The sequence below is a fragment of the Mitsuaria sp. RG genome (assembly GCF_028369275.1).
Classification (GTDB): domain Bacteria; phylum Pseudomonadota; class Gammaproteobacteria; order Pseudomonadales; family Pseudomonadaceae; genus Aquipseudomonas; species Aquipseudomonas peradeniyensis.
On the sequence record NZ_JAQMYQ010000034.1, the window covers coordinates 37,212 to 61,233 of the forward strand.

Here is a 24,022-nt window from a genome sequence, read left to right on the forward strand (position 1 = left end):
TCAAACTCCTTGTTCGATCGCTTTGTTCTTGTTGCGGCTTGCGCCGTAGCTGTACAGGCAGGCGCCTGTGAAAATCACGTTGGCCACGCTCCAGGCGAGGGCCGCGTCGGGGCTGTACCAGTTCGTCAGGTCGAAGGCCGGCAGGTTCATCAACGGTGTGTCGCCGGCGAGCGTGCGCACGAACAGGTAAAAACCAAAGGTGTAGGCACGGGCCTGGAAGTACAGATCCGAGCGGCGCAGGAGCAAGGCGTAGGCCACCGGTGCCAGCAACAGCGGCAGGGCGTAGCCGAAGGTGGTGATCCGTGCCGAGTACAGGAAGCACAGGTTCCAGGTGGTGTAGAGGTAGGGCCAGTAGGCAGGGACATGCACCACGAAATCACTGTGACGGCCAGAGATCTCCCAATGCTTGCGCGAGTACGGCAGGCAGACGATCAGGCCCACGGCGGCGACGATGTTGAGGATGTTTCCGGTCTGCCAGTCGATCACCGAGGCTTCGATGATGTTCAGCACGATCACCACGTAGATGAGCTTGTAGATGAAGCCTTCGATCCTTGGCTTGTAGCGGGCATAGGCCAGGAAGCACATGGGCAGCAACACACTGATGGTCTTGATGCGCATGAACAGGTTGGCGTTGGGCACCAGCAGCGCCGGCAGCGACAGGACGAAGAAGGTCAGGCCCACCAGGCGGTAGCGCCTGAACAGCTCGGCGACCAGCAGGAAGGCGGCGAAAAAGGCCAGCATCAACAGCAAGGTGTTCGACATGAGGTGTTTCCCTACTCATTCATGGATCGACGTGCGGCGCGAACGCCGGGCACGGCAAAGCCTGCCGCGCACGCCCCGGGCCAGAGGCCGGGTACAGTGGAGCAATGGACAGGCGTTGCAGGTATCAGGTGGTTGGCTAGAGGGCCGCGGCGCGGCCTGGCTCAGGCCTTGCCGAGGACGTGCGCTTCAGCCTCCAGCCACTTCTTCACGGCTTCGGGCATCGGCGCGGTGGTGGGCTGGACCTTGAGCTTCTCGGCGATCACCGCATTGGCGACCAGGCCCTTGCGACCGACCCAGGCGCCTTTGGAGTAGCCGGTCACGACCACTTCGCCAGCCATGTTCAAGAAGCTGTACTGGAAGTAGGTCCAGTTTTCGTCGAGGCAGCAGATGCTGAATTCGGCGGTATACTTCTCGAACATGGAAAGTTGCTTCTTGTAGACAACCAAGTTGCCACCGAGCATCGGCTTCCAGCCCAACTTGAAGGCCGGAATGAGGATTTTCGCGCGCAGGCAAAGTTCCAGCATGAACAAGTCGGCGATGGTCATGTAACGACCATTGTTCATGTGTTTGTTGATGTCGATATCGTTCGGCCAGACCCGCAGCGTGCGGTGCAGCGTGTCGGTCAGGGCCATGGGCGGCTTGAAGAAACCGCGCAGGACAGCCAGCAACAGGCGGATGTACAGATTCATCCGGTTATCCCTCCCTAGGATTTTTATTATCGTTCCCTGTCAAGCCAGCCGTTGATGCGTCGGCTGGCGGCAAGCGGCGCATTGCAGGCCTGCTTGTTTGCTTCGTAGCGGTGGCGAAACTAACAGCTTTCCCCAAGAGCAACCAGTGGCCAACACCTTAATTGGTCGAAAAACGCCAACTGAATAACCGGTCACGTTCGGACTTTATATCCGGTTAATGCTGAAACGTTTGTTCTTTTATTGGAAAACTATTCGTCGCGGTGTCCCGCTAGTCCATGTGCTCGCACAACGCCTGGCGCAATGCCTCGGGCACTGCAACCGGCTGCATGCTCTCGGGGCAGACGCACACCTGGGTCATGCTGGCGCGAAAGCAAACCTGGCCGTCGGCGCCGCGCGCCTCCACGGCGAAGCTGAATGATGTGGTACCAGGCTCACCACTGCTGACCTGCACGCTGATCAGGTCGCCCCAGGTCATGGGCGCCAGGAATTCGATGGACAGGGCCCGCGCCGGCGGCATCACGCCCATGGCGAACAAGGTGCGCAGACCTTCGCCGCCAAGGCGGTGGGAGAGAAACTCATGAATCGCCTCGATGACGAAATAGGAGATGCGCGGCGTATAGACGATCCCCGCAGGATCGCAGTCGCCAAACAGAACTTTCCTGGTAGTGACAAAAGGCATGGCGTTATGTGCTCCGTGCTGGGAATGCCTGGCCGCTCATACTAACGTACAAACGGCTGGCATCTTTGCTGCCCACCACTCCCAAGCCATGCACCAAGGCAGGCAACCATGGCCTGACAGGTTCGGCACGTTGCAACAAATGTAGGAGCAACTGTCTTGCTGAGATTTTTCAACCGGCATGATCTCTGTAGGAGCGGCCTTGTGTCGCGAAAGGGCCGCAAAGCGGCCCCGGCGATCTTTGCGACAACGCTGAAATCCCGGGGCTGCTTCGCAGCCCTTTCGCGACTCAAGGCCGCTCCTACAGGTTGGCGTAGTACCTGTGAGCCTTGCGTCGCGATGCGCCGCGCGGGCGGCGCTCCCGCCGAGCACCTCGAACGCCCCCAGCCAAGTGCATTTCCCACCCCTGATCCCTTATGATGCTGAATGGTTTCTCCACCCTCAGGATGCCCGATGCTGACCGCCCTGCTGTTCGACCTCGATGGGACCCTCACCGACACCGACACCTTGCACCTGCAAGCCTTTCGCCAGCTGCTGTTCGACCATGACGGCCGCGAGCTGACCCAGGAGCAGTTCAACACTCAGGTCAGCGGTCGCTCCAACGGCCTGCTGTTCGCCGAACTGTTCCCCCAGGCCGATGCCGCCAGCCGCCAGGCCCTGGCCGAACGCAAGGAAGCGCTGTTCCGCGAACTGTCACCGACCCTGGCGCCGATGCCCGGCCTGTTGCGCCTGCTGGATCACGCCACGCGGCATGGCATCGGCATGTGCGTGGTGACCAACGCGCCCCGCCTGAACGCCGAGCACATGCTCGGCGCCATGGACCTGGCCACGCGTTTCGAGCATGTGCTGATAGCGGACGAGCTGGCGCGCCCCAAACCCGACCCCCTGCCCTACCTCACCGGCCTGCAGCGCCTGGACGCCAAGGCCGGACAGGCACTGGCATTCGAGGACTCGCTGCCAGGCGTCAAGGCCGCCGTCGATGCCGGCATCTTCACCGTCGGGCTGGCGACCACACAGCCCGCCGAGCGGTTGCTGGAAGCCGGGGCAAGGCTGGTGGTCGACGACTATGACGACCCGCGGTTGTGGGACCTGGTCGAGCGAATGCAGTTTGCTGGCTGATTGTCCGGGGAGCGCAACGAGCACCTTGCCCGAGTGCACCGAACAGAGACTGGCACTCGCCGCCACGGCTTGCGTCGATCCAGGCGTCAGAACCGCTCCGCCACCACCTTGAACGGATACGGCTGCGCCTTGTGCTTGCCGATCTTGCCGCGCTTGGGCAACGACACCTTGTGCGCGTGGCTGAGGTCCTTGTAGGGGATCTGCTGCAGCAGATGGCTGATGATGTTCAGCCGCGCCTTGCGCTTGTCCTCCGAGCGCGCCATGTACCAGGGTGCCCAGGAAGAGTCGGAGGCGGCGAACATGTCGTCGCGGGCGCGGGTGTAGTCGTCCCAGCGGTTGTAGGACTTGACGTCCATCGGCGACAGCTTCCACAGCTTGCGCCCATCGCTGATACGGTCCTGCAGGCGGCGGGTCTGCTCCTCGGCGCTGACCTCGAGCCAGTACTTGATGAGGATGATCCCCGACTCGACCATCATGCGCTCGAACATCGGCACCACGGTGAGGAACTTGTGGGCCTGCTCGTCAGTGCAGAAGCCCATCACCCGCTCGACGCCGGCGCGGTTGTACCAACTGCGATCGAAGATCACCACCTCGCCCGCCGCCGGCAGGTGGACCAGGTAGCGCTGGGCATACATCTGGGTCTTCTCGCGCTCGGTGGGAGCCGGCAGCGCCACCACGCGAAACACCCGCGGGCTCACCCGCTCGGTGATGGCCTTGATGGTGCCGCCCTTGCCGGCGCCGTCGCGGCCCTCGAAGACGATACACACCTTCAGGCCCTTCTCCACCACCCACTGCTGCAGTTTGACCAGCTCGACGTGCAACCGCCGCAGTTCTGCCTCGTAGGTCTTGCGCCCGAGTCTGTCCGTGGCATCGCCCTTGCGTTTCTTGCCTTCGCCCTTGGCCATCGGCGGCTCCTCTGTGTTCGTTGCAGGTCTGTCCGTTGCCGGTTGCCCCGACGGCGCCAGGGCGGATCAGAGGAGTATGGATGAGCAGCGGCATTTTGCCGGACATGGCGCTGCGCGGGTGCTGCGAAACAGCGCACAGCTTGGAGGATATGTCGTCTTGCCACGATTGCAGGGGCTCTGGCCCGCGGGTTCTAATCCCGCACCAGCCGGCCCGGCCGGCGCGCATCCCTGCAATTGGCAACTCAAGGAAGCCCTACGATGGACAGGAAGATCATACCGCTGGCCCTGCTGGCGAGCCTGGTCGGCTGCTCGGACGGCCAACAGCCCCGCGAAGCCGACCTGCGCCAGGCTGCCCAGGCCTACCTCGACACCCAGTACCCGCACTGTTTCGTGATCAGCGCCTTCCCCACGCGCACCCGTGACTTCGATGTGGAAGGCACCAACAAGGCCCTGCACGCCCTGGCCCGGGTCGGCGTGGTCAGCGAACGGGAAGTCGCCCGCACCGAGGTGCCGGAGCGCCTGTGGCAGCCGGCGCGGACCGATATCTACTACGCCTACGACCTCACCGACGAGGGCCGGCGCCACTACAAGGCCGATGCCCGGCGCGAGGCGAACGGCGCCAGCACCGGCGGCCTGTGCTTCGGCAAGGCACAGGTCACCACCATCAAGGGCTTCAGCCCCCCTGTCGAACACGATGGCCGCCAGCAGTCCCAGGTGACCTACAGCTACCAGATCACCGAACTGCCGGGGTGGGCCGACGACGCGGCGGTCCAGGCCGATATCGCCGGGCTTGGCCAGGCGGTCGCCAGCGCCGCCAAGCCGCTGGAGGAAACCCGATCCATGGTCCTTACGGCCCAGGGCTGGGTGCACGAGCAACTGCTGGCCAACTGAACGGCTTGTTAATCCTGGGAAAATCCGCGCACGCCATCCTTGCCTCAACCCGGCCGCCAGGCGGCCGACCTTCAGGTCAATCGATGGAGACTCCAGTGATGAAATCCGTAGCGTGCGCACTCGCCCTGCTGGCAACGATCTCGGCCACCTCGGCCTTTGCCGAAGGCGGCGCCGACCGCCTCAGGGAACGCAGCGACCAACTTGCGCTGCAACGCCAGCAGGCGGCCGAGCAGGTTGCCAAGGGTGACGCCCCGTCACCCGCCCGGCAGCATCTCGGCCAGCAAGGACAGGACGCTAGCGACAAGCCCTCCAGCTGATGCCCCCTGAACAGCGTCTTTCAGCGCAGACGCCTTGCGCGTGGATGGCTTGGCCCCTACCTGACAACACCGCGCAAAAAACTCAGGCCCGCCGGGCAACGCCCGGACAGGCCTGAGGAAGGGAAAACGGTCGAATGCTACGCGCTACAGACTCTCGTCGAGGAACTTCACCACCGTGCCCATGCACGCCACCCGCTCCTCTACATGGGGCATATGGCTGGAGTTCTCGAACAGCGCCCAGCGGATCCCGGGGATCAGGTCCAGGTACGGCTTGACCACCAGCGGCGTGGCCTCGTCATAACGCCCGGAAATCAACAGGCTCGGCACATTGATCTGCGGCAGGCGGTCGACGATGGTCCAGTCCTTGGTGCTGCCGATGATATGGAACTCGTTCGGTCCGGTCATGGCGTGGTACACGGTCGGGTCGGCATCCACCTGGGCGAAGGTGCGCGCCACTTCTTCCGGCCAGGGCTTGAGCCGGCACACGTGGCGGTCGTAGAACACCCGGGTGGCGGCGATATAGTCGGCTGCGGTGTAGTCGCCCACGGCCTCGTGGCGCAACAGGGTGTCCTGGACCTCCTTGGGCAGCTCTTCACGCAGGCGGTTGGCCTCGCGTACCCAGGTGCGCATGTCGGCCGGCGAGTTGGCGATCACCAGGCAGCGCAGGCCCCGTGGCTGGCGCACCGCGTGCTCGCTGGCGAGCATGCCGCCCCAGGATTGGCCCAGCAGCGCGTAGCGCTCGCTGATGCCCAGGTGTTCCAGCAGGTTGTCGAGCTCCTCGAGGAACAGCTTGACCGTCCAGAACGATGCCGGCATCTGCGGCAGGTGGGTCGAGCGGCCGTTGCCCAGCTGATCGTAGTGAATGACCGGGTAGCCACCGGCGGCGACATCCTTGTAGGCGTCAACATAATCGTAGGTGCAACCCGGGCCACCATGCAGGATGACCAGCGGGGTGCGGCCACAGTCCAGGTCACCGGTAACGCGGTACCAGGTCTTGTAGTTGCCGAAGGGGGCAAAACCTTCACGCGATTGGGTGAGTTCCATGTCATCCGGCTCCGTGCGAATCATGGAGCACACAATAACCCTACGCGCGGCGCGGCATAACTAGAGAGTTCTCTAGGTTTTCGACCTTTTTTGTTGCTTCATTGGTCCAGCAGGCGGTAGTGCACCGCCCGGGCGACCGCCTGGACGCGGTTTTTCGCCCCCAGTTTGTGCATGGCCGAGGTCAGGTGCAGGGAAATCGTCGCCAGCGAGCGGTTGAGCTTCTCGGCAATCTCCCCTGCCGTCAGGCCTTCGGCGGCCCAGCGCAGGCATTCGACCTCGCGGCGGGTCAGGCGGATGACGCGGGTGGCGGAGGCCTTGGCCAGCAAGGGATAGGCCGCCTCCTGCAAGGCATGGGCGATCAGGCTGAAATCGCCCAGGTGCTCCCGGGCGTCGTCCAGGTCGCGTTGGCTGGCCTGGGGGCGCAGGCCGGTCAGGGTCGCCAACCCGCCCCGTGGCAGGTGGATGGGCACGGTCACGCCGCAGGTCAGCTGCGCGTCGTGCAGGTAACCGACCACCGGGGCGTGGCGCTGGTCGATGTGGCGCTGCAGGACGGTCTCGCCCTTGGGCAGGTACGACCAGACGAAGGGCGCGATGGAGGACACCGCCACCTGCTGCACCGGGTCGATCTGGTAGAAGCCCTCGGAGCACCACAGGTCCTGCCAGTCCTTCGGGGTCTGGCGCAGCCGGACCACACTCGGGGTGATCAGCTCGCCGACATGATCCAGCGGCACCGGGCTGTAGTCGTACACCAGGGCATCGAAGCCCAGTTCCGCCGCCAGTTCGGCGACGCTGTCCATCTGCTCGTCGAGGCTATCGTCCGACGCCAGACGCGCATTGAGTTCAGCCATCTTGGCCTGCATACCTGACACTCCCTGTGATTCCTTTTGGATTTCCATCTCGAAGTCCGGCACGTAGAATGCCACGGCTTGGCGCGGGACTGCCATACGAAACCTATAGGAAACACTAGCTTGTAGGCGACGAAAACTCCTGCGCTAGTTATAGCTGCAAGCCATGGCCAACAGGAGAGTAGCGATGTGGCGTGAGATGCAACCTGACCAGCAGTTCAACGTATCGGTCGATGGCCACAATCTCGTGGTGTACAGCTTTGGTGAAGGGGACGAGGTGCTGCTGTGCCTCAATGGCGGGCCGGGGCTGCCCTGCGACTACCTGCGCGACGCCCATGCCTGGCTCAAGGACAAGGGTATCCGCGTGGTCGCCTTCGACCAGCTGGGCACCGGCGCCTCCGACCGCCCGGATGACGACAGCCTGTGGAACATCACCCGCTACGTGGCCGAGGTCGAGCAGGTGCGCCAGGCCCTGGACCTGGGCCGTGTGCACATGCTCGGGCACTCCTGGGGCGGCTGGCTGGCGATCGAGTACGCCATTCATCACCCGCAGTCGCTGAAAAGTCTGATTCTCGAGAACACCGTCGGCGACATTCCGCACCTGATCACCGAGCTGGAGCGCCTGCGCGGCGCCCTGGGCAGCGAAACAGTGGCGATGATGCAGCGCCACGAGGCCATGGGCACCCTCGACCACCCGCAGTACCAGGCCGCCATCACCCTGCTCAACTACCGCCATGTCTGCCGGCTCGATGAATGGCCGGCGCCGATCCAGCGCTCGCTGGGCGACTGGAACATGGGCCCCTACGCCACCATGCAGGGCCCCAACGAGTTCCTTTATATCGGCAACCTCAAGGACTGGAACCGCCTCGAGCAAATGGGCTCGTTCCGCATGCCGGTGCTGATCACCACCGGCCAGCACGACGAACTGACCCCGGCCTGCGCCATGCGCATGAAGCTGGCGCTGCATGAGCGCGCCGAGCTGCACGTGTTCCCCAACAGCAGCCATATGCCGTTCTACGAAGAGCCCCAGGCCTATTTCCCGGTGTTGCTGGATTTCCTGCAACGTAACCGGGGCTGATCGATGAGCCTGGCCCGCTACCGGTTCGTCCTCATCCGTCCGTTGCAACTGCTGCCGGTGCTGCTGGGCATCAGCATCATCACCTTCGTGCTGGTGCGCTCGATCCCGGGCGATCCGGCGCGGGTACTGCTGGGCGCGCGCAGCACACCGGACGCGATCCAGAAAATCCGCGCCCAGTTCGGCCTCGACGAGCCGATCTGGGTGCAATACCTGTACTTCCTGAAGAACCTGCTCAATGGTGACCTGGGCAAGTCGCTGCTGTACAAGGTCGACGCCCTGCCGCTGATCGCCAGCCGCATCGAGCCGACCCTGATGCTGGTGTTGGGCAGCGTCGCCCTGGCGCTGCTGATCGCCGTGCCGCTGGCCATCCTCGCCGCCCGCCACAAGGGCGGCTGGGCCGACAACCTGATCCGCCTGTTCACCACCGCCGGCCTCGGCTTGCCGGCCTTCTGGCTGGGGCTGATGCTGATCCTGCTGTTCAGCGTGCACTGGGGGCTGTTCCCGGTGTCCGGCTATGGCCGTACCTGGACCGACAAGCTGCACCACCTGGTGCTGCCCTGCCTGACCATCGCCCTGGCGCTGTCGGCGGTGCTGGTGCGCAACCTGCGCGCCAGCATCCTGCTGGAGATGCAGGCCGACCATGTCACCGCCGCCCGTGCCCGGGGCCTGGGCGAAGGGGCGATCCTGCGCCGGCATGTCCTGCCCAACTCCATGGTGCCGACCATCAACCTGCTGGCGGTCAACATCGGCTGGCTGATCAGCGGCACGGTGGTGATCGAGAGCCTGTTCTCCCTGCCGGGCGTCGGCCAATTGCTGGTGCGCGGCATCTTCACCCGTGACTACATGGTGGTCCAGGGCGTTGCCATGGTGCTGGCCTGCGCCACGGTGGCGGTGAACTTCCTCGCCGACGTGGCGACCACCGTCCTCGATCCGCGGGTGAAGATCCAATGAGCGCCACCCTCGCCCTGCGCGCACGCCTGGCCTGGAACCTCGGCGATGGTCGCCTGACCCTGTACTGCGGCCTGGCCATCGTCCTCGGCTGGTGCCTGCTGGCGCTGTGCGCGCCGTGGGTCGCGCCATTCGATCCGCTGCTGCAGAACGGCGACCTGCGCCTGGCCGCGCCAAGCCTGGCGCATCCCTTCGGCACCGACAACTTCGGCCGCGACGTGCTCTCGCGGGTGATCTGGGGCGCCCGGGTCGACCTGCAGATGGCCCTGATCGGGGTGATCTTCCCGTTCCTGCTCGGCACCTGCATCGGCGCGGTGTCCGGTTACGTCGGCGGTTGGCTGGACAACGCCTGCATGCGCCTGATCGACATTGTCCTGGCCTTTCCGTTCCTGGTGCTGATGCTGGCGATCATGGCCATACTCGGTCCGGGCCTGGGCAGTTTCTACATCGCCATGGCGCTGGTCGGCTGGGTGTCCTATGCGCGGCTGATCCGCTCGCAGATCCTCGTGCTCAAGCACAGCGACTTCGCCCTGGCCGCCAGGAGCCTGGGCTTCAGCCACCGACGCACGCTGTTCGGCCACCTGCTGCCCAACGCGCTGTTCGGCTCGGTGGTGTTCTGCATGTCGGACGCCGTGCTGGTGCTGCTCAACGGCGCCGCCGTCAGCTACCTGGGCCTCGGTGTGCAACCGCCGACCCCGGAATGGGGCACCATGGTCGCCGAGGGGCAGAGCTTCATCACCAGCGCCTGGTGGATCTGCACCTTCCCAGGCCTGGCGGTGGTGACCCTGGCCATGGGCTTCAGCCTGCTGGCCGACGGCGTCGCCGAACGCCTGGGAGACCGCTCATGACCACGCCCCTGCTCCAGGTCCGCGGACTGAGCGTCATCGCCCGTGCCGGCCAACGGGATATCACCCTGGTCGACCGGCTGTCCTTCGACCTTGGCGAAGGCGAGATCCTCGGCCTGGTGGGCGAAAGCGGCTCGGGCAAGACCCTGGCCTGCCGGGGCCTGATGCGCCTGCTGCCGGCGCCGAACCTGCGGGTCGAGGGCCAGGCCGTGCGCCTGGCGGGCCACGACCTGCTGCAGCTGGACGAAGCCGGCATGCGCCGCCTGCGTGGGCGCGAGCTGGGGATGATCTTCCAGAACCCCAGCAGCCACCTGGACCCGCTGATGCGCATCGGCGAGCAGATCGCCGAGGGCATCCGCCTGCACCAGGGCGTTTCGCGTCGCGAGGCCCGGGCCGAAGCAATCGAGGTGCTGCGCCAGGTCGGTATCCCCGACCCGAAGTCCCGGGTCGACAACTATCCCCATGAGTTTTCCGGCGGCATGCGCCAACGGGCGATGATCGCCGTGGCCCTGGGCTGCAACCCCAAGGTGCTGATCGCCGACGAGCCGACCACGGCCCTGGATGTCACCGTGCAGGCGCAGATCCTGCGCCTGCTGCTGGAGCTGCGCGACCGCCGCGGGCTGTCGATGATCCTGATCAGCCACGACCTGGGCGTGGTGGCGCAGACCTGCGACAGCATCGCCGTGATGTACGCCGGGCGCCTCTGCGAACACGGCGCCAAGCACGAAATGCTGGCCCAGCCTCGACATCCGTACAGCGCCGGGCTGCTGGCCTGTCATCCGGCGGCGCAACCCGAGGCAGTGCGCATGACCACCATCGCCGGGCAGCCACCGCTGCTCGATGACCTGCCGGCGGGCTGCCGCTTCGAATCACGTTGCCCCCAGGCCATGCCGCTCTGCCGGCAACAATTGCCCGAACTGCTGGAGGCAAGCCCCGGCCACCGCCTGGCCTGCCATACCCCGCTGCTGGCCGGAGGCCTGTCATGACCACGTTGTTGCAGGTCAAGGACCTGCAGGTTCAATTTCCCGCCGCCGGCAGCGGCCTGTTCAACCTGCGTCCGCGCAAGGTCAGCGCGGTCAACGGCGCCTCGCTGAATCTCGCCGCCGGCGAAACCCTCGGCCTGGTGGGCGAATCGGGCTGCGGCAAGAGCACCCTGGCCCGGGCCATCCTCCAGCTCACCCCGAGCTGCGGCGGCCAGGTGCTGTTCGACGGCACCGACATGAACCAGGGCAGCCCGGCGGATATCGCCCGCCTGCGCCGCGAGACCGCGATGATCTTCCAGGACCCGTACAGCGCGCTCAACCCGCGCCAGCGCATCGGCCAGATCCTCGCCGAAGTGCTGCAAGTGCAGCGCAAGGTGCCCGCCACGCAGATTCCGGCCCGGGTCGGTGAACTGCTCGAGCTGGTCGGCCTGCGCGCCGAGCTGGCCGAACGCCGACCCGGTTCGCTGAGCGGTGGCCAGTGCCAGCGGGTCGGCATCGCCCGGGCCCTGGCCGTCGAGCCCAGGCTGATCGTCGCCGATGAATGTGTCGCCGCGCTGGACGTGTCGATCCAGGGGCAGATCATCAACCTGCTGCTGGAGCTGCGCGAGCGCATGGGCCTGGCGCTGCTGTTCATCACCCATGACCTGGGCGTGGTGCGCCGCCTGTGCGACCGGGTGGCGGTGATGTACCTGGGGCAGATCGTCGAGGAAGGCCCGGTGCATGAGGTCTTTACCGCCCCGCGCCACCCCTACACCGCCGCGCTGATCCAGTCCATCGCCGACATCGACCCGGCCCGACGCCTGCCCCAGGACCCGCTGGCCGGCGAGCCGCCGAGCCCACTGAACCTGCCATCCGGCTGCGCCTTCCATCCGCGCTGCCGGCATGCGCTGCCCGGCTGCGGCGAAACCGCGCCACCCGAGCATATCCAGGGCGCCCGGCGCCACGCCTGCGTTCACTCGCAACTGCCCTGCTGACATCACCACCATGACCATCAAACGGAGCTTGAGCATGAAACCCGCCGCATTGAAACTTCTCACCGCCGCCATACTGGCTGCCAGCACCCTGGCCAGCGGCATGGCCCAGGCCGCCGGCGTGCTGACCATCGGCTGCCGTGAGGAAAGCACCACCTTCGACCCGATCAAGAGCGCGCAGAACCGCGACAGCTGGGTGTTCGCCAACGTCTATGACGTGCTGATCCGCGTCGACAACAGCGGCACCCGGCTGGTGCCGGGCCTGGCCGAAAGCTGGAAGGTTTCCGACGACGGCCTGACCTACACCTTCAAGATGCGCGAGGCCAAGTTCTCCGACGGCTCGCCGATCACCGCCGAGGACGCCGCCTTCTCCCTGCTGCGCATCCGCGACAACCCGGGTTCGCTCTGGGCCGACTCGTACAAGATCATCGACACCGCCAAGGCCGCCGACCCGCATACCCTGGTGGTGACCCTGCACAGCAAGTCGGTGCCGTTCCTGGCCCAGCTCGCCACCGCCAACATCTCGATCCTGTCGAAAAAGGCCATGGACAAGCTCGGCGAGGAGGAATACGCACAGAACCCGGTGGTGTCCGGGGCCTTCAAACTCAAGGAATGGCTACGGGGCGACCGGGTGATCCTGGAGAAGAACCCGGAGTTCTGGCAGGCCGACAAGGTCAGCCTGGATGGCGTGGAGTGGATCTCCATCCCGGATGACCGCACGCGCATGATGAAGGTCCAGGCCGGCGAACTGGACTCGGCGATCTTTGTGCCGTTCACCCAGGTGGACGAGTTGCAGAAGGACAAGAAGATCACCATCCATATCGACCCCTCGACCCGTGAAGACCACCTGCTGATCAACCACTCCAAGGGCCTGCTGGGCAAACAGGAAGTGCGCGAGGCCATCGACCTGGCGATCGACAAGAAGGCGCTGGTGGACACGGTGACCTTCGGTCACGGCGAAATGGCCTACTCGTACATTCCCAAGGGTGCGCTCTACCACAACGCCGACAACCCGCAGCGCCCGTTCGACCCGGCCAAGGCCCGCGAGCTGCTGAAAAAAGCCGGTGCCGAGGGGCTGAAGGTCAACTACGTGGTCAACGCCGGCAACGAGGCCGACGAGCAGATCGCCGTGCTGGTGCAAAAGCAGCTGGCCGATGTCGGCATCACCGCCAACCTGCAGAAGGTCGACCCGACCCAGAGCTGGCAGATGCTGGTCGACGGTGACTATGACCTGTCGGTGATGTACTGGACCAATGACGTGCTCGACCCGGACCAGAAGACCACCTTCGTGCTGGGCCACGACACCAACATGAACTACATGACCCGCTACCACAACGACAAGGTCAAGGACCTGGTGGCCGCGGCCCGGGTGGAAACCGACCCGGTCAAGCGCAAGCAGATGTACCAGGACCTGCAGAAGCTGGCCAAGCAGGACGTGCACTGGATCGACCTGTATTACAGCCCGTACATCAACATCTCGCGCAGCAATATCCAGAACTTCCTGCAGAACCCGCTGGGGCGTTTCACCCTGGAGGAGACGGTGAAGCTGGAGGCTGGTCAGAAGACCGCGCAGAACTGAAGCCCGTGGGGCGGCTCATGGCTGTCTTTTGACCGCGTTGTGGCGGACAGGTGCCTGGCGGTAGTCTTGTCGCGCCCTTGAGACCGAGCGCCGCCCGCGCGGCGCATCGCGGGACAAGTCGCATCGGCGCACCGCCGCTCCCACATTTGTTTCGGGCCAGTCAATCCTGTGCCATTACCTGGTCCGCCTTGTTGGTACGACGCGGTTTTGGCGTGGTCGCTAACGCTGCTCCACATGACTCAAGGCATGCACCAAGGCAGGCGCCGGTACTTTCACAGGCATAATTGGCCCGAAACAAATGTGGGAGCGGCGGTGCGCCGATGCGACTTGTCCCGCGATGCGCCGCGCGGGCGGCGCTCGATCTGATAGGCGCTGCAACTCTCTCGTCCTACACCTCGAGAATCCAGCGCCGCCCCTCATATCAACCCCTAGCCTTGCGCCGCCGCATCCACGCCCAGGCAACCCCCGCCAGCACCACCAACCCCACCGGCAGCACCTGCGCCTTGTACGGCCGCAACGCCGTGCGCACGCTATCGAGCTTCTCGGTCAGGTAGCGCTTGTTAGCCTGATCGAACCGGGGCTCTTCGCACTGCTTGCCGAAATCTTCCGCCCACTGCACGAACGGCCCCTGCTGGACATAGCGTCTGTACAACGCGCTTTCCTGTTCGCTGCCGGGCACCCATCCGGCCGCCGTGCACAGCACCGCGGCAAAGGCCTGGCTGCTGCGTGGCAGTTGGTCAGCGGCCTGGTTGGCCAGGTCGGCGGCGACATAGCGGTAGTGGTAGCGCTGATCGGGCTTGGCCTCGGTCGCCAGTTGGCGCTGCACTTCGCCCGCGGCCAGGAACGGCCCTGGCTGCACTTCGGCGCTGCCCAGGCTGTAGCTGCCGCCCAGCCAGGCGTAGTCGGGCGCCATTTCATAACCGAGGATCTCCATGCCCGCGCTGCGCGCCAAAGTCGCTGCGGCGTACAGTGCTTCAGCCCGGCCGGTAGGTGTCCAGCGTGAGACGGCATCCTGGCGGTGCTGGCCGTAGGCCTTGGCGTCGGCCTGCAACTGCGGCGTGGCGAAGTAGCCGGGTGCTTCGTCGTAGCGTCCTTCGCGCAGCAAGCGTCGCCCCAGCAGCTCGCGCAACTGTGTCGCTACCGGGCGCGGCACATAGCCGCCCTCTTCCACCTTGGGTGCTGGCGGCGCCGGCACATGGGCATCGACGTAGCCTTTGAGCTCATCCAGGGTCAGCACGCGGTCGGCCACGCTGGCCGTGTCCTGCCAGTAGATCTCCTGGCTGCGGTACAGCAGGTCGAAGGCCTGCAGGTAGTCGCCGCGCTCCAACGCCAGGATCGCGCCTTCGCCTTCGACGCGGCAGCCGGGCTTCACACTTTCGTAGTCCCAATCGGGTGTCTGTCGCGAACCCCATGACTCTTCGCGGGGGAACGCGGCGGCGGCCTTGGCATAGGCAGCCGCAGCCTGGGTCTTGTCGCCGTCGCGCAAGGCCAGCTTGGCGCGCAGCCACCAGGCAAGTCCGGTGTCGCCTGCCTGCTGCAGATAGCTTCTGGTCGCGGCATAGTTGCCTTGCTGGTAGGTCAACGCAGCCAGGCGGTCGGCGTCTTCCAACTTGCCGCCGACACTGGCCTGCAGCAACGCGGGCAGGCGCCGGGCCTGGGTTGGCGGCTGACCGTCGTAGTCCCAGCCGACATGGCTGAGCAGGTAGGCGGTGAGCAGCTTGCGCGGCATTGGTTGCGCCAGCAGTGTCTTCAGCTGTTCATCCGGCAGGCTCACCAGTTCGTCGGCAAGCTGCCTGAGCGAGCTGTAGCCGCTGCCCGAGCCCAGGCGGCTCTGGCTGGCATACAACTGAATCGCGCTGTTCCAGTCGCCGGCGAGCTTGGCCAGGCGGGCCTCCTCACCAAGGCTGGCCACCCCCAGCTCCAGCGGGTCGCTGAAGCCTTCGGCGCTGAGCGCGCGGGCCTGGTGGAAGGCCTCGCGCGCCTGGGCTTGCAGGGCCTGCGGCGTCTGTTGCGGATCATCGCTGGCCTCGAAGCTGCGGGCCATCAGCGCCCGCCCCAGCGAGTAGGCCGCCCAGGTGCTGCGCAGCTTGCGTTGCTCGGCCGGCAGGGCCAGCACCTTGGCGAAATAGTCCGCCGCCAGGGCGTTATCCTCGGTGTCGAAGGCCACTGCGCCGGCAATGTACAGGCGCAGTTCATCCGGCAATTCGGCCCCCTGCTCCAGCACCTGTCGTGGATCCTGCAGGGCCCGCAACTGCGCGACCTTCTCGCGCAGCGATTCCGGCAACTCATCGGCCTCGATCCGGCTGCGCTGCTCACGGTAAGGTCGGTCGTTGTCGTCACTGTCCCAGTAAGGGGTCAGGGTCATCTCGGTGGTGGGCTTGAGGCCTGCCAGCTGCTCGCCGAGGCGATTCACCTCGAAGCCGAAATTGCCTTCCGGCAGCTCGGCCAGGGTCTGTGCCCGGTCATCCAGCAGGCGCATCGGGAAGTCCGGGCCACAGGCCAGCGCCGTGCCGACCGGCACGCTCAGGGACAGGCACAGCAAGCGTCGGGTCCAGTCAGGGGTAGACATTCCATGCTCCTTGATCGATTCCATGGCAGCGCGCCCAACCGAGGACGCGCCGGCCGCCAGCGGCCACACGCACGCTGGACTGGCGGTTGAAGACGAGGTGTTGGGGGGATTGCTGCAGCCGGTAGCCGTTGAGCCCATCCGCGGCGTCGCAGGATTCGACGTTCAGTTCCACGCGCGCGGGCACCGCCAAGTCGAGATTGCCGACATTGACCAGGCTGATGTCGAAGAGCCCGCCCTGCCCGGACAGTTCGACCCGCCACTGGCTGGCGAGCGTGTCGCCGCGCGCCACCGCCTTCAGGGTGGTCAGGCTCCAGGCCCGGCGGTCGCCGGGCAATGGCAGGCGGAACCAGATCAGCCCGACCAGGTGCGCGGGCGGCTTGTCCCGCAGTTGCCTGCCCAGGTCCGCCAGTTGCTGCGGATCGGCCAGCAGCTCGCGGCGCTCGCCGGGCCGGTTCAATGGGGTTTCACTTTCCACCACCGGCGCACCGCCGGTATCCGGCAGCAGCGCGACACCATAGGCGGGCAAGGCCAGGTAGAACGGCCTGTCACCGACACGACTCCAGCGTTCGGCCCAGCTCTTCGCCTGCAGCGGATCGAACAGGCCTCGACGGGGATCGCTCACCGCGTGTACCTGCAACACGCTGCTGTCCACCGCCTGCAACAACGCCGGCAGGTGCGGGCTGTCGAGCCAGGCGGGCAGCGCGGTGATGCTCAGTTTCAGGCCCGGCGGCAGTTGCTCGCGCAGTTTCAGGAGGAACTCGGTATAGCCCGGCAGGCGGGCGCTGCCGCTGTCATGGTCGATCTCGAGCCCGCTTGGGGCCAAGCCGGCGGCCTGCCAGTCGGCCAGCAATTGGGCGATCTGGGTGCCGGCCAGCTGCAGGTCGAGCGCGGGCAACTGACCGTCCAGCCGCACCACGGCGATCACCGGGCGGCCATCGGCCTTGAGCTGAGGCAGGTTGACCAGCGCCCTGCTCCAGCCTGCCTTGGGCTGGGCTTGCAAGGCCAGCACACGCAGGGTCGAGAAGTCGGCGCGGCTATCGGCCAGGGCCTGTTCGTGGGCCGGCCGCCACTGGCGTTGCCAGATGTAGAGTTGCTGGTCGAGGGGCGGTGCAGGCTCGGGCTGGCAGCCGGCGAGCACTGCGAGGACGAAACCTGCGAAAAGACGACGCAGTAGCGGGATGGCGGGCATACAGTCCTTTGTCTGACGGGTGTTGGCGCCGGGGTGAAGTGCAGATTTTACCCCAGCGCACCAAAGGATGGACACGGAGCTGATCGTTTAATCACGGAGTCCGGTCAGGTGCCTGACGGCCTAGCTGGCGGGTCGGCTGAGCAATAGATAGATGACATTCCGGTAGGGATCGAAGTACAGGCAGGTGTGCGTTGACGCGCCTTGGGGTATGAACCCTCTCATCTGCTCGCGTGATCGAAGCACCAGGTTCCAGTCCATGAACGCTTCCATGTAGCCCCGCCCCCAGTTGTCCGCAGTGAAGTTCGCAATCAGCATTCGCCCCCCCGGATTGAGTCTGGCCATCAGCCAGGTGGTGAGCTTCGCTGCCTGGGCGTGGCTGAGATAGTCGTAGATACCAATGCTGTAGATGAAGTCGAAGCCGTTGTGCTCACCGTTTTCAGGCAAGCTCTTGACATTGCACTGCCAAGTCGTGATCTCGGGAGAGACTTGCCTAGCCTGAGCCAGCGTCTCGGCATCATTGTCAAAGGCAACGAAACGGGTGATGCGCGCGCGGGTCGATGGCGTAAGCAGCTCCAGCTCCCGGCAATGTCCGCAAGCCACACTCATCAGCGCCAACGTTTCCCGTTGGCCTGCCATTTGCTCGATCAACCAGGCGATATGCTCGCGCCGCCAACGCACACTGAGCGCATTCGGGCTAGAGGTCACGACGTTGAAGATCCGCTTGCCCAGCTCGCTGGCATCCGATGGCGGCTGTTGGTAGTAGGCGTAGTCCAGCATCACCGCATCCCCCGGATAACCTCTGGGTTTGTCGAAGGCGCGTGATGTATAGGGATCTTGCTTGAGCAACTGGAATATCGGGTGCTGACGACACTGATCGACCACACTTTCCCGCCAGAGCGTGTCGGACAGCCCCTGGCGGTACTCGGTCAGCAGTTCGTTCATGCAGTTGATGGCGTGCAGGTAATCGCCACCGACGATGTCATTCTGAAAATCATCCAGTGCGCGGCTCAAGCCTCTCATGGTCAACCTCCGGTGGGACGCAAGGTTATTTGAATAGCCCTTTGAGATTAGTAGAGCCGCAAGCCCGTGGCGCATCGGACCGTGACGCTTGTTCAGCACATCGCGCAAACAGCGGACAAAGGCTTGAACCTCAAGGCAACCCGGCGTACAAATCCTCCAGCCCTCCCAATCCCGCAAGGAGCACCGGATGCTGGAGCTGCACACCGATCGGTTGTACCTGCGCCCCCTGGCCGAAGCCGACTGGCCGCTGTTCCTCAGGCTCCACCGCGAGCCCGAGACCATGCGCCATGTGTTCGACGAGCTGCCGGAAAGCGAAGTGCGCCGGGGGTTCGAGCATCGCCTGCCGGACTGGTCACCCGGCGCCGAACACTGGTTGTGCCTGGTGATGACCGACAAGGCCAGCGGCCGGGACGTCGGAGTCACCGGCCTGCGCGTGCTGCGCCCAGGGCATGCCGAATGCGGCTATCTGCTGCTGCCCGAGTGGCACGGCCAGGGCCTGGGCAGTGAATCGCTGCGGGTGATCGTGGATTTCGCCAGCGCCACCGGTCTCACCTCGCTGGAGGCCACCGTCACCGACGGCAACACGGCCTCCTGCCGGGTCCTGGAGAAGTGCGGCTTCACCCTCGCCCGCCGTGTGCCCGAGGCCTACCGGCTCGGTGGCCGCTGGCACGACGACCTCATCTACAGCCTCGAGCTGCACGGATAACCCATGAACCCCTACCAATGAGTGCCGCCCCGCGCCTTCTGGCGCACGGCGATGACCGGGCAGGCGCGCAAGGCGCAACAGTACGGCGTGTTTTCGTTCCGCACCGGCAACCTCTATACCCCGGCGATGCTGCGCCAGTGGCTGGTTTGGGCACTGGGGTGTTCGCCGAGAGAAATTCAGCGCCTATGATATCGAGCGCGGCGCATCGCGACGCAAGGCCCACACAGGGATCGCGCCAGATTCTAAAAATTGAGCAAGACAGTTGCTCCCACAGGCGTGGCGCGTGGCTTGAGGGCTGCGCGGTCGCTGTGGGAGCGGCTTCAGCCGCGAACACCGGCATAGCCGGTGCCAGGTACCGCGTCGCCTGCTTCGCGGGTAAACCCGCTCCCACATGGATCGCGCCAGATTCTAAAAATTGAGCAAGACAGTTGCTCCCACAGGCGTAGCGCGTGGCTTGAGGGCCGCGCGGTCGCTGTGGGAGCGGCTTCAGCCGCGAACACCGGCATAGCCGGTGCCAGGTACCGCGTCGCCTGCTTCGCGGGTAAACCCGCTCCCACAGGGATCGCGCCAGATTCTAAAAATTGAGCAAGACAGTTGCTCCCACATCTGTTTCGGGCCAGTCAATCCTGTGCCATTACCTAGTCCGCCTTGTGGGTCCGACGCGGTCTCAGCGTGGACAGCGCTGTCGCCCCACCTGTCTCAAGACATGCACCAAGGCGGGCAACCATAGCCTGACAGGTTCGGCACGTTGCAACAAATGTGGGAGCAACTGTCTTGTGCTGTCTGCGCTCGATCTGATGGGCGCTGCAAGTTTATCGCCCGACACCCGCCCCGAATATTACGTACTACGTAGTACACCACGAATCATGTTTCCCCTTGGCCCGGTAACTGCCCGGACTCTGCCCGGTCCATTTCTTGAACGCTCGGTGAAACGCGCTGGGCTCCTGGAACCCGGTATGCTCGGCGATCTCGGCAATGCTCAGGCACCCTTCGCGCAGCAGCTCGAAAGCCATTGCTCGACGCACCTCGTCCTTGATCTGCTGGTACGAGCGCCCTTCCCGCTCCAGCCGGCGGCGGAAGCTGCTGGCGCCAAGCCCCTGCCGCTCGGCCATGACGTTGAGGGTCGGCCACTGCCCGTAGTGGCGGGCGCGCAGGTGGCGGTAGACCTCGGCCGCCAGGCCGTTCTGGTTGCGAAAGCGAATCACCAGCCCCTGCGGCGCGCTGCGCAGGAAACCCTTCAGCGCCGCCAGGTCCTGCACCACCGGCAGGCGCAGCCAGGCGCTGTCGAACTCCACCTCGGTACGCCCGCTGCCCAGGCGCAAGTCCGGCCCCCACAGCAACGCGTCGTCCTCCTGCGCCGGCCGCGCCAGGGCCAGTTCGGTGCGGTCGATGGCGATGCGCCTTCCCGCCAGCCAGCACAACAAGCCGATCACCAGCACCAGGTAGGTTTCCTCGGCATAGACCCGGGTCTGCGGATCGGCGATGTTCGACTGCACGCTGATCACCGTGCGCGCGCCGCGCACCGTGACACTGCCGTTCAGGTCGCGCAGGAACAGGGCGAAACTGCCCAGGCACTGGCGCAGTGCCTTGCCCAGGGTGGGTTCCTGGATCAGCCCGCGGCAGATCAGGGCGAAGCTGCCCAAGGGCATGCCGTGGCTGTCGAGATGGAAGAACTCGTCGTGCAGCTCGTCGATCAGCGCGAGCCACAGTTGCGCGAAAGCCTTGGCCGGCACCCGCGCCAGGGGCTCGGCCAGCACCTGCGGATCAATGCCCACCGCCCGCAGATGGGCGTCGCGTGCCTGTGGCCGCTCACGCAGGGCGTGGAGCATGGCATTGAGGAAATACACCGCGACCGTATCGCTATCGCGCATGGCAGAAGTCCGCTGTCTATGCTGAGTGGCAAAAAATACCAGGTTGATTGAACAGATCCGGCATAGGCCACCTGAAGGCCTTTGCCTAGACTCGATCCACCCCGGGAGGGTGCGGCCGCCATTCTCGCAGAGCCACCTCCACCCCGCCACGCCTTCGCAAACGGAGCCCCCATGAGCAGCACAGAAATCTTTGTCGTCAGCGCGGTACGTTCGGCCATCGGCAGCTTCGGCGGTTCGCTCAAGGACCTGCCGCTGGCCGACCTCGCCACCCAGGTGACCCGCGCCGCCATCGAGCGTTCGGGCATCGCCGCCGAGCAGATCGGCCATGTGGTGATGGGCAATGTGATCCCCACCGAGCCACGCGACGCCTATCTGGGGCGGGTCGCGGCCATGAACGCAGGCATCCCCAAGGAAACCCCGGCCTTCAGCGTCAACCGCCTGTGCGGCTCGGGTCTGCAGGCCATCGTTTCAGCCACCCAGGGCCTGCTGCTGGGCGACAGCGACATCGCCCTGGCCGCCGGCGCCGAATCCATGAGCCGCGGCCCCTACCTGCTGCCACAGGCCCGCTGGGGCGCGCGCATGGGCGACCTGCAGGGCATCGACTACATGGTCGGCATCCTCCAGGACCCGTTCGAGCACTTCCACATGGGCATCACCGCCGAGAACGTCGCGGCGGCCCACGGCATCAGCCGCGAGATGCAGGACGAGGTCGCCCTGACCAGCCAGCGCCGTGCCGCCCGCGCCATTGCCGAGGGCCGCTTCGACGGCCAGATCGTGCCGATCGAGATCAAGACCCGCAAAGGCCCCGTGCAATTCGCCGTGGACGAGAACGTGCGCGGCGACGCCAGCGCCGAACAGCTGGCGGCCATGAAGGCGGTATTCAAGAAGGACGGCACCGTCACCGCCGGCAACGCCAGCAGCATCAACGACGGCGCCGCCGGCCTGGTCCTGGCCACCGGTGACGCCGTGCGCCGCCAGGGCCTCAAGCCACTGGCGCGGATCGTCGCCTACGCCCACGCCGGCGTGGAGCCGGCACTGATGGGCCTGGGCCCGATCCCGGCCACGCAGAAGGTGCTGGAGAAGGCCGGCCTGAAGGTCGCCGACCTGGACGTGATCGAATCCAACGAAGCCTTCGCCTCCCAGGCCTGCGCCGTTGCCCGCGCCCTGGGCTTCGACCCGGAGAAGGTCAACCCCAACGGTTCGGGCATTTCCCTCGGCCACCCGGTCGGCGCCACCGGCGCGATCATCGCCACCAAGGCCATCCATGAACTGCACCGCGTCCAGGGCCGCTACGCCCTGGCCACCATGTGCATCGGCGGCGGCCAAGGCATCGCCGTCGTCTTCGAACGCGTCTGAAAGGAGTCAGCAACATGAACATCGAACGCATCGCCGTGATCGGCGCCGGCACCATGGGCAACGGCATCGCCCAGGTGTGCGCGCTGGCCGGCTACCAGGTCCTGCTGGTGGACGTCTCCGACGCCGCGCTGGAGCGCGGCGTGGCGACCCTGGGCAAGAACCTGGAGCGCCAGGTCGGCAAGGGCACCATCGACGCCGACAAGGCCAGCGCAGCCAAGGCGCGCATCCGCACCAGCACCGACTACGCCCAGTTGGCGGACGCGCAGCTGGTGATCGAGGCGGCCACCGAGAACCTCGCCCTCAAGCAGCGCATCCTGCAGCAGGTGGCCGCCAATGTCGGTGCCGAGTGCCTGATCGCCACCAACACCTCGTCGCTGTCGGTCACCCAACTGGCGGCCAGCATCGAGCAGCCGCAGCGTTTCATCGGCGTGCACTTCTTCAACCCGGTGCCGATGATGGCGCTGGTCGAGATCATCCGGGGCCTGCAGACCAGCGATGCGACCTACGCCCAGGCGCTGCTGGTCACCGAGAAGCTCGGCAAGACCCCGATCACTGCCGGCAACCGCCCGGGCTTCGTGGTCAACCGGATCCTGGTGCCGATGATCAACGAGGCGATCTTCGTGTTCCAGGAAGGCCTGGCCAGCGCCGAGGACATCGACACCGGCATGCGCCTGGGCTGCAACCAGCCGATCGGCCCGCTGGCCCTGGCCGACCTGGTGGGCCTGGACACCTTGCTGGCGATCATGGAGGCCTTCCACGAAGGCTTCAACGACAGCAAGTACCGCCCCGCCCCACTGCTCAAGGAGATGGTTGCCGCCGGTTACCTCGGGCGCAAGAGCGGCCGCGGCTTCTTCACCTACTAGAGGAGCCGCGTGATGCCCCCGGTCAACGCGGCGCTGCGCTGCGCCAACTTCGAGGAGCGGCGTGACCGGGCCATGGCCCTGTTCGCCGAAAAAGGCTTCGGCCAGGTCAGCATGCGTGAGCTGGCGGCGCACGTGGGCTTGACCGCGGGCTCGCTGTACCACCATTTCCCCAGCAAGCAGGACCTGTTGTATGACTTGATCGAGGAGTTGTACGAGGAGTTGCAGGCCACCCTGGACCTGGGCCGTCGGGCGCGGGCCCAGGGCCGGCCAGTGCTGGCTTGCCTGATTGCCGCGCACTGGCAGTTGCATGCGGAGCGACCGTTGCAGTTTCGTCTGGCCGAGCGGGATTTTTGCTGCCTGACCGGGGAGCAGCAGGCGCGTCTGGCGGGCTTGCGGGAGCGCTATGAAACCGGGCTCCTGCGGTTGATTGCGCCACAGGCGCGGCTGGGGGCCGAGGTCCTGGCGGCTACCGGGCATGTGCTGGCGACGCTGTTGAACCAGTTGCCTGGGATGTTGCGGGGGAAGGGGCTGGGTGAGGCGGAGGGGGTTGGGTTGATGGAGCGTTTGGTGGGGGGGGCTGTGGAGAGGGCTTTGGGGTAGGGTTCTGGTTCTCTGGTTCTCTGGTTCTCTGGTTCTCTGGTTCTCTGGTTCTCTGGTTCTCTGGTGATTGTTTTGGTTTTTTTATGCGCATTCGTAGGTGATGTCGACATTTAGTCACCTTTTCGCCTTTACGGCGACCTACTTTTCTCTAGGGAAAAGTAGGCAAAACCGTTCCGCTCCGTTCATCCGGCCCCTG

Annotated in this window: 24 protein-coding genes; 14 read left to right on the forward strand and 10 right to left on the reverse strand. The window is 65.5% G+C overall.

From position 1 onward, the window contains the following. From POF53_RS18295 to POF53_RS18305, 3 genes are all read right to left on the reverse strand, one after another. Positions 1-762, reverse strand: coding sequence for a hypothetical protein (locus tag POF53_RS18295; RefSeq protein WP_203646878.1), 762 nt, complete (start codon positions 760-762; stop codon positions 1-3). Between the two features lie 161 nt (positions 763-923). Continuing rightward, a complete protein-coding gene (locus tag POF53_RS18300; protein WP_198743174.1) occupies positions 924-1,451 on the reverse strand; it encodes a thioesterase family protein in 528 nt (175 codons plus the stop codon). A gap of 268 nt (positions 1,452-1,719) precedes the next feature. After that, entirely contained in the window at positions 1,720-2,130 is a 411-nt protein-coding gene (locus tag POF53_RS18305; RefSeq protein WP_203646880.1) for an acyl-CoA thioesterase, read from the reverse strand. Between the two features lie 450 nt (positions 2,131-2,580). Between POF53_RS18305 and POF53_RS18310 the strand changes: the two genes are divergently transcribed. Next, positions 2,581-3,246, forward strand: coding sequence for an HAD family hydrolase (locus POF53_RS18310; protein WP_254464052.1), 666 nt, complete (start codon positions 2,581-2,583; stop codon positions 3,244-3,246). Between the two features lie 86 nt (positions 3,247-3,332). Here the strand turns inward: POF53_RS18310 and ppk2 are convergent, their stop codons facing one another. Then, complete coding sequence (gene ppk2, locus POF53_RS18315) at positions 3,333-4,151, reverse strand: polyphosphate kinase 2 (protein ID WP_254464053.1); 819 nt, start codon at positions 4,149-4,151, stop codon at positions 3,333-3,335. A 258-nt stretch (positions 4,152-4,409) separates the two neighbouring features. Here ppk2 and POF53_RS18320 point away from each other — a divergent pair, with 258 nt between their 5' ends. Then, on the forward strand, positions 4,410-5,042 hold the full coding sequence (locus POF53_RS18320) for an SEN1982 family lipoprotein (RefSeq protein ID WP_232855264.1): 633 nt from the start codon (positions 4,410-4,412) through the stop codon (positions 5,040-5,042). A 98-nt stretch (positions 5,043-5,140) separates the two neighbouring features. After that, entirely contained in the window at positions 5,141-5,359 is a 219-nt protein-coding gene (locus POF53_RS18325; protein ID WP_203646890.1) for a hypothetical protein, read from the forward strand. 144 nt (positions 5,360-5,503) lie between these two features. On the opposite strand, the gene POF53_RS18330 is transcribed toward POF53_RS18325, so the two are convergent. Both POF53_RS18330 and POF53_RS18335 read right to left on the reverse strand, forming a co-directional pair. Next, a complete protein-coding gene (locus POF53_RS18330; protein ID WP_186733290.1) occupies positions 5,504-6,403 on the reverse strand; it encodes a proline iminopeptidase-family hydrolase in 900 nt (299 codons plus the stop codon). Between the two features lie 98 nt (positions 6,404-6,501). After that, the gene (locus POF53_RS18335) at positions 6,502-7,251 is read right to left on the reverse strand and encodes a LuxR family transcriptional regulator (protein ID WP_498968868.1); all 750 of its coding nucleotides are present in this window, start codon (positions 7,249-7,251) and stop codon (positions 6,502-6,504) included. Positions 7,252-7,435: 184 nt separating this feature from the next. Between POF53_RS18335 and POF53_RS18340 the strand changes: the two genes are divergently transcribed. The 6 genes from POF53_RS18340 to POF53_RS18365 are packed head-to-tail and all read left to right on the forward strand — an operon-like array spanning position 7,436 to position 13,652. After that, complete coding sequence (locus POF53_RS18340) at positions 7,436-8,326, forward strand: proline iminopeptidase-family hydrolase (protein WP_203646895.1); 891 nt, start codon at positions 7,436-7,438, stop codon at positions 8,324-8,326. 3 nt (positions 8,327-8,329) lie between these two features. Further along, positions 8,330-9,277 (forward strand): ABC transporter permease, encoded by a 948-nt coding sequence (locus POF53_RS18345; RefSeq protein ID WP_203646897.1) that lies wholly within the window; start codon positions 8,330-8,332, stop codon positions 9,275-9,277. After that, positions 9,274-10,122, forward strand: a complete 849-nt coding sequence (locus POF53_RS18350; RefSeq protein WP_234560360.1) for an ABC transporter permease — start codon at positions 9,274-9,276, stop codon at positions 10,120-10,122. The genes POF53_RS18345 and POF53_RS18350 overlap by 4 nt, the downstream gene beginning before the upstream one ends. Beyond that, positions 10,119-11,105, forward strand: coding sequence for an ABC transporter ATP-binding protein (locus POF53_RS18355; RefSeq protein ID WP_254464054.1), 987 nt, complete (start codon positions 10,119-10,121; stop codon positions 11,103-11,105). Before POF53_RS18350 ends, POF53_RS18355 begins: the two co-directional genes overlap by 4 nt. Then, on the forward strand, positions 11,102-12,076 hold the full coding sequence (locus tag POF53_RS18360; protein ID WP_254464055.1) for an ABC transporter ATP-binding protein: 975 nt from the start codon (positions 11,102-11,104) through the stop codon (positions 12,074-12,076). The genes POF53_RS18355 and POF53_RS18360 overlap by 4 nt, the downstream gene beginning before the upstream one ends. Before the next feature lie 34 nt (positions 12,077-12,110). Next, positions 12,111-13,652, forward strand: coding sequence for an ABC transporter substrate-binding protein (locus POF53_RS18365; RefSeq protein ID WP_203646902.1), 1,542 nt, complete (start codon positions 12,111-12,113; stop codon positions 13,650-13,652). A gap of 421 nt (positions 13,653-14,073) precedes the next feature. Here POF53_RS18365 and POF53_RS18370 read toward each other — a convergent pair whose 3' ends face one another. From POF53_RS18370 to POF53_RS18380, 3 genes are all read right to left on the reverse strand, one after another. Then, entirely contained in the window at positions 14,074-16,221 is a 2,148-nt protein-coding gene (locus POF53_RS18370) for a hypothetical protein (protein WP_498968872.1), read from the reverse strand. Then, positions 16,208-17,410: a DUF3142 domain-containing protein gene (locus tag POF53_RS18375; RefSeq protein WP_498968874.1), complete on the reverse strand. Its 1,203-nt coding sequence runs from the start codon at positions 17,408-17,410 to the stop codon at positions 16,208-16,210. The genes POF53_RS18370 and POF53_RS18375 overlap by 14 nt, the downstream gene beginning before the upstream one ends. Before the next feature lie 120 nt (positions 17,411-17,530). Further along, complete coding sequence (locus POF53_RS18380; protein ID WP_254464058.1) at positions 17,531-18,430, reverse strand: methyltransferase domain-containing protein; 900 nt, start codon at positions 18,428-18,430, stop codon at positions 17,531-17,533. Positions 18,431-18,617: 187 nt separating this feature from the next. Between POF53_RS18380 and POF53_RS18385 the strand changes: the two genes are divergently transcribed. After that, positions 18,618-19,136 (forward strand): GNAT family N-acetyltransferase, encoded by a 519-nt coding sequence (locus tag POF53_RS18385; RefSeq protein ID WP_232855282.1) that lies wholly within the window; start codon positions 18,618-18,620, stop codon positions 19,134-19,136. Between the two features lie 21 nt (positions 19,137-19,157). Beyond that, positions 19,158-19,325 carry a hypothetical protein gene (locus POF53_RS18390; RefSeq protein WP_498968877.1) on the forward strand — a complete coding sequence of 56 codons (168 nt, stop codon included), beginning with the start codon at positions 19,158-19,160 and terminating at the stop codon, positions 19,323-19,325. 656 nt (positions 19,326-19,981) lie between these two features. Here the strand turns inward: POF53_RS18390 and POF53_RS18395 are convergent. After that, the gene (locus POF53_RS18395; RefSeq protein ID WP_498968879.1) at positions 19,982-21,007 is read right to left on the reverse strand and encodes an AraC family transcriptional regulator; all 1,026 of its coding nucleotides are present in this window, start codon (positions 21,005-21,007) and stop codon (positions 19,982-19,984) included. Between the two features lie 171 nt (positions 21,008-21,178). Between POF53_RS18395 and POF53_RS18400 the strand changes: the two genes are divergently transcribed. The 3 genes from POF53_RS18400 to POF53_RS18410 are packed head-to-tail and all read left to right on the forward strand — an operon-like array spanning position 21,179 to position 23,826. Beyond that, the gene (locus POF53_RS18400) at positions 21,179-22,363 is read left to right on the forward strand and encodes an acetyl-CoA C-acyltransferase family protein (RefSeq protein WP_203646910.1); all 1,185 of its coding nucleotides are present in this window, start codon (positions 21,179-21,181) and stop codon (positions 22,361-22,363) included. Positions 22,364-22,377: 14 nt separating this feature from the next. Next, positions 22,378-23,226 (forward strand): 3-hydroxybutyryl-CoA dehydrogenase, encoded by an 849-nt coding sequence (locus tag POF53_RS18405; RefSeq protein WP_186715304.1) that lies wholly within the window; start codon positions 22,378-22,380, stop codon positions 23,224-23,226. Between the two features lie 12 nt (positions 23,227-23,238). Beyond that, the gene (locus tag POF53_RS18410; protein WP_498968880.1) at positions 23,239-23,826 is read left to right on the forward strand and encodes a TetR/AcrR family transcriptional regulator; all 588 of its coding nucleotides are present in this window, start codon (positions 23,239-23,241) and stop codon (positions 23,824-23,826) included. Positions 23,827-24,022: the final 196 nt, after the last annotated feature.

Excerpts from the sequence above, each read along its gene's own strand:
- POF53_RS18295 (WP_203646878.1), bottom strand. The coding sequence starts at position 762 with ATGTCGAACACCTTGCTGTTGATGCTGGCCTTTTTCGCCGCCTTCCTG.
- POF53_RS18380 (WP_254464058.1), bottom strand. The coding sequence starts at position 18,430 with ATGAGAGGCTTGAGCCGCGCACTGGATGATTTTCAGAATGACATCGTC.
- POF53_RS18310 (WP_254464052.1), top strand. The coding sequence starts at position 2,581 with ATGCTGACCGCCCTGCTGTTCGACCTCGATGGGACCCTCACCGACACC.
- POF53_RS18320 (WP_232855264.1), top strand. The coding sequence starts at position 4,410 with ATGGACAGGAAGATCATACCGCTGGCCCTGCTGGCGAGCCTGGTCGGC.
- POF53_RS18300 (WP_198743174.1), bottom strand. The coding sequence starts at position 1,451 with ATGAATCTGTACATCCGCCTGTTGCTGGCTGTCCTGCGCGGTTTCTTC.
- POF53_RS18345 (WP_203646897.1), top strand. The coding sequence starts at position 8,330 with ATGAGCCTGGCCCGCTACCGGTTCGTCCTCATCCGTCCGTTGCAACTG.
- POF53_RS18365 (WP_203646902.1), top strand. The coding sequence starts at position 12,111 with ATGAAACCCGCCGCATTGAAACTTCTCACCGCCGCCATACTGGCTGCC.
- POF53_RS18375 (WP_498968874.1), bottom strand. The coding sequence starts at position 17,410 with ATGCCCGCCATCCCGCTACTGCGTCGTCTTTTCGCAGGTTTCGTCCTC.
- POF53_RS18400 (WP_203646910.1), top strand. The coding sequence starts at position 21,179 with ATGAGCAGCACAGAAATCTTTGTCGTCAGCGCGGTACGTTCGGCCATC.
- POF53_RS18350 (WP_234560360.1), top strand. The coding sequence starts at position 9,274 with ATGAGCGCCACCCTCGCCCTGCGCGCACGCCTGGCCTGGAACCTCGGC.
- POF53_RS18330 (WP_186733290.1), bottom strand. The coding sequence starts at position 6,403 with ATGGAACTCACCCAATCGCGTGAAGGTTTTGCCCCCTTCGGCAACTAC.
- POF53_RS18405 (WP_186715304.1), top strand. The coding sequence starts at position 22,378 with ATGAACATCGAACGCATCGCCGTGATCGGCGCCGGCACCATGGGCAAC.
- POF53_RS18325 (WP_203646890.1), top strand. The coding sequence starts at position 5,141 with ATGAAATCCGTAGCGTGCGCACTCGCCCTGCTGGCAACGATCTCGGCC.
- POF53_RS18340 (WP_203646895.1), top strand. The coding sequence starts at position 7,436 with ATGTGGCGTGAGATGCAACCTGACCAGCAGTTCAACGTATCGGTCGAT.
- POF53_RS18395 (WP_498968879.1), bottom strand. The coding sequence starts at position 21,007 with ATGCGCGATAGCGATACGGTCGCGGTGTATTTCCTCAATGCCATGCTC.
- POF53_RS18385 (WP_232855282.1), top strand. The coding sequence starts at position 18,618 with ATGCTGGAGCTGCACACCGATCGGTTGTACCTGCGCCCCCTGGCCGAA.
- POF53_RS18335 (WP_498968868.1), bottom strand. The coding sequence starts at position 7,251 with ATGGCTGAACTCAATGCGCGTCTGGCGTCGGACGATAGCCTCGACGAG.
- POF53_RS18370 (WP_498968872.1), bottom strand. The coding sequence starts at position 16,221 with ATGTCTACCCCTGACTGGACCCGACGCTTGCTGTGCCTGTCCCTGAGC.
- POF53_RS18360 (WP_254464055.1), top strand. The coding sequence starts at position 11,102 with ATGACCACGTTGTTGCAGGTCAAGGACCTGCAGGTTCAATTTCCCGCC.
- POF53_RS18355 (WP_254464054.1), top strand. The coding sequence starts at position 10,119 with ATGACCACGCCCCTGCTCCAGGTCCGCGGACTGAGCGTCATCGCCCGT.
- ppk2 (WP_254464053.1), bottom strand. The coding sequence starts at position 4,151 with ATGGCCAAGGGCGAAGGCAAGAAACGCAAGGGCGATGCCACGGACAGA.
- POF53_RS18305 (WP_203646880.1), bottom strand. The coding sequence starts at position 2,130 with ATGCCTTTTGTCACTACCAGGAAAGTTCTGTTTGGCGACTGCGATCCT.
- POF53_RS18410 (WP_498968880.1), top strand. The coding sequence starts at position 23,239 with ATGCCCCCGGTCAACGCGGCGCTGCGCTGCGCCAACTTCGAGGAGCGG.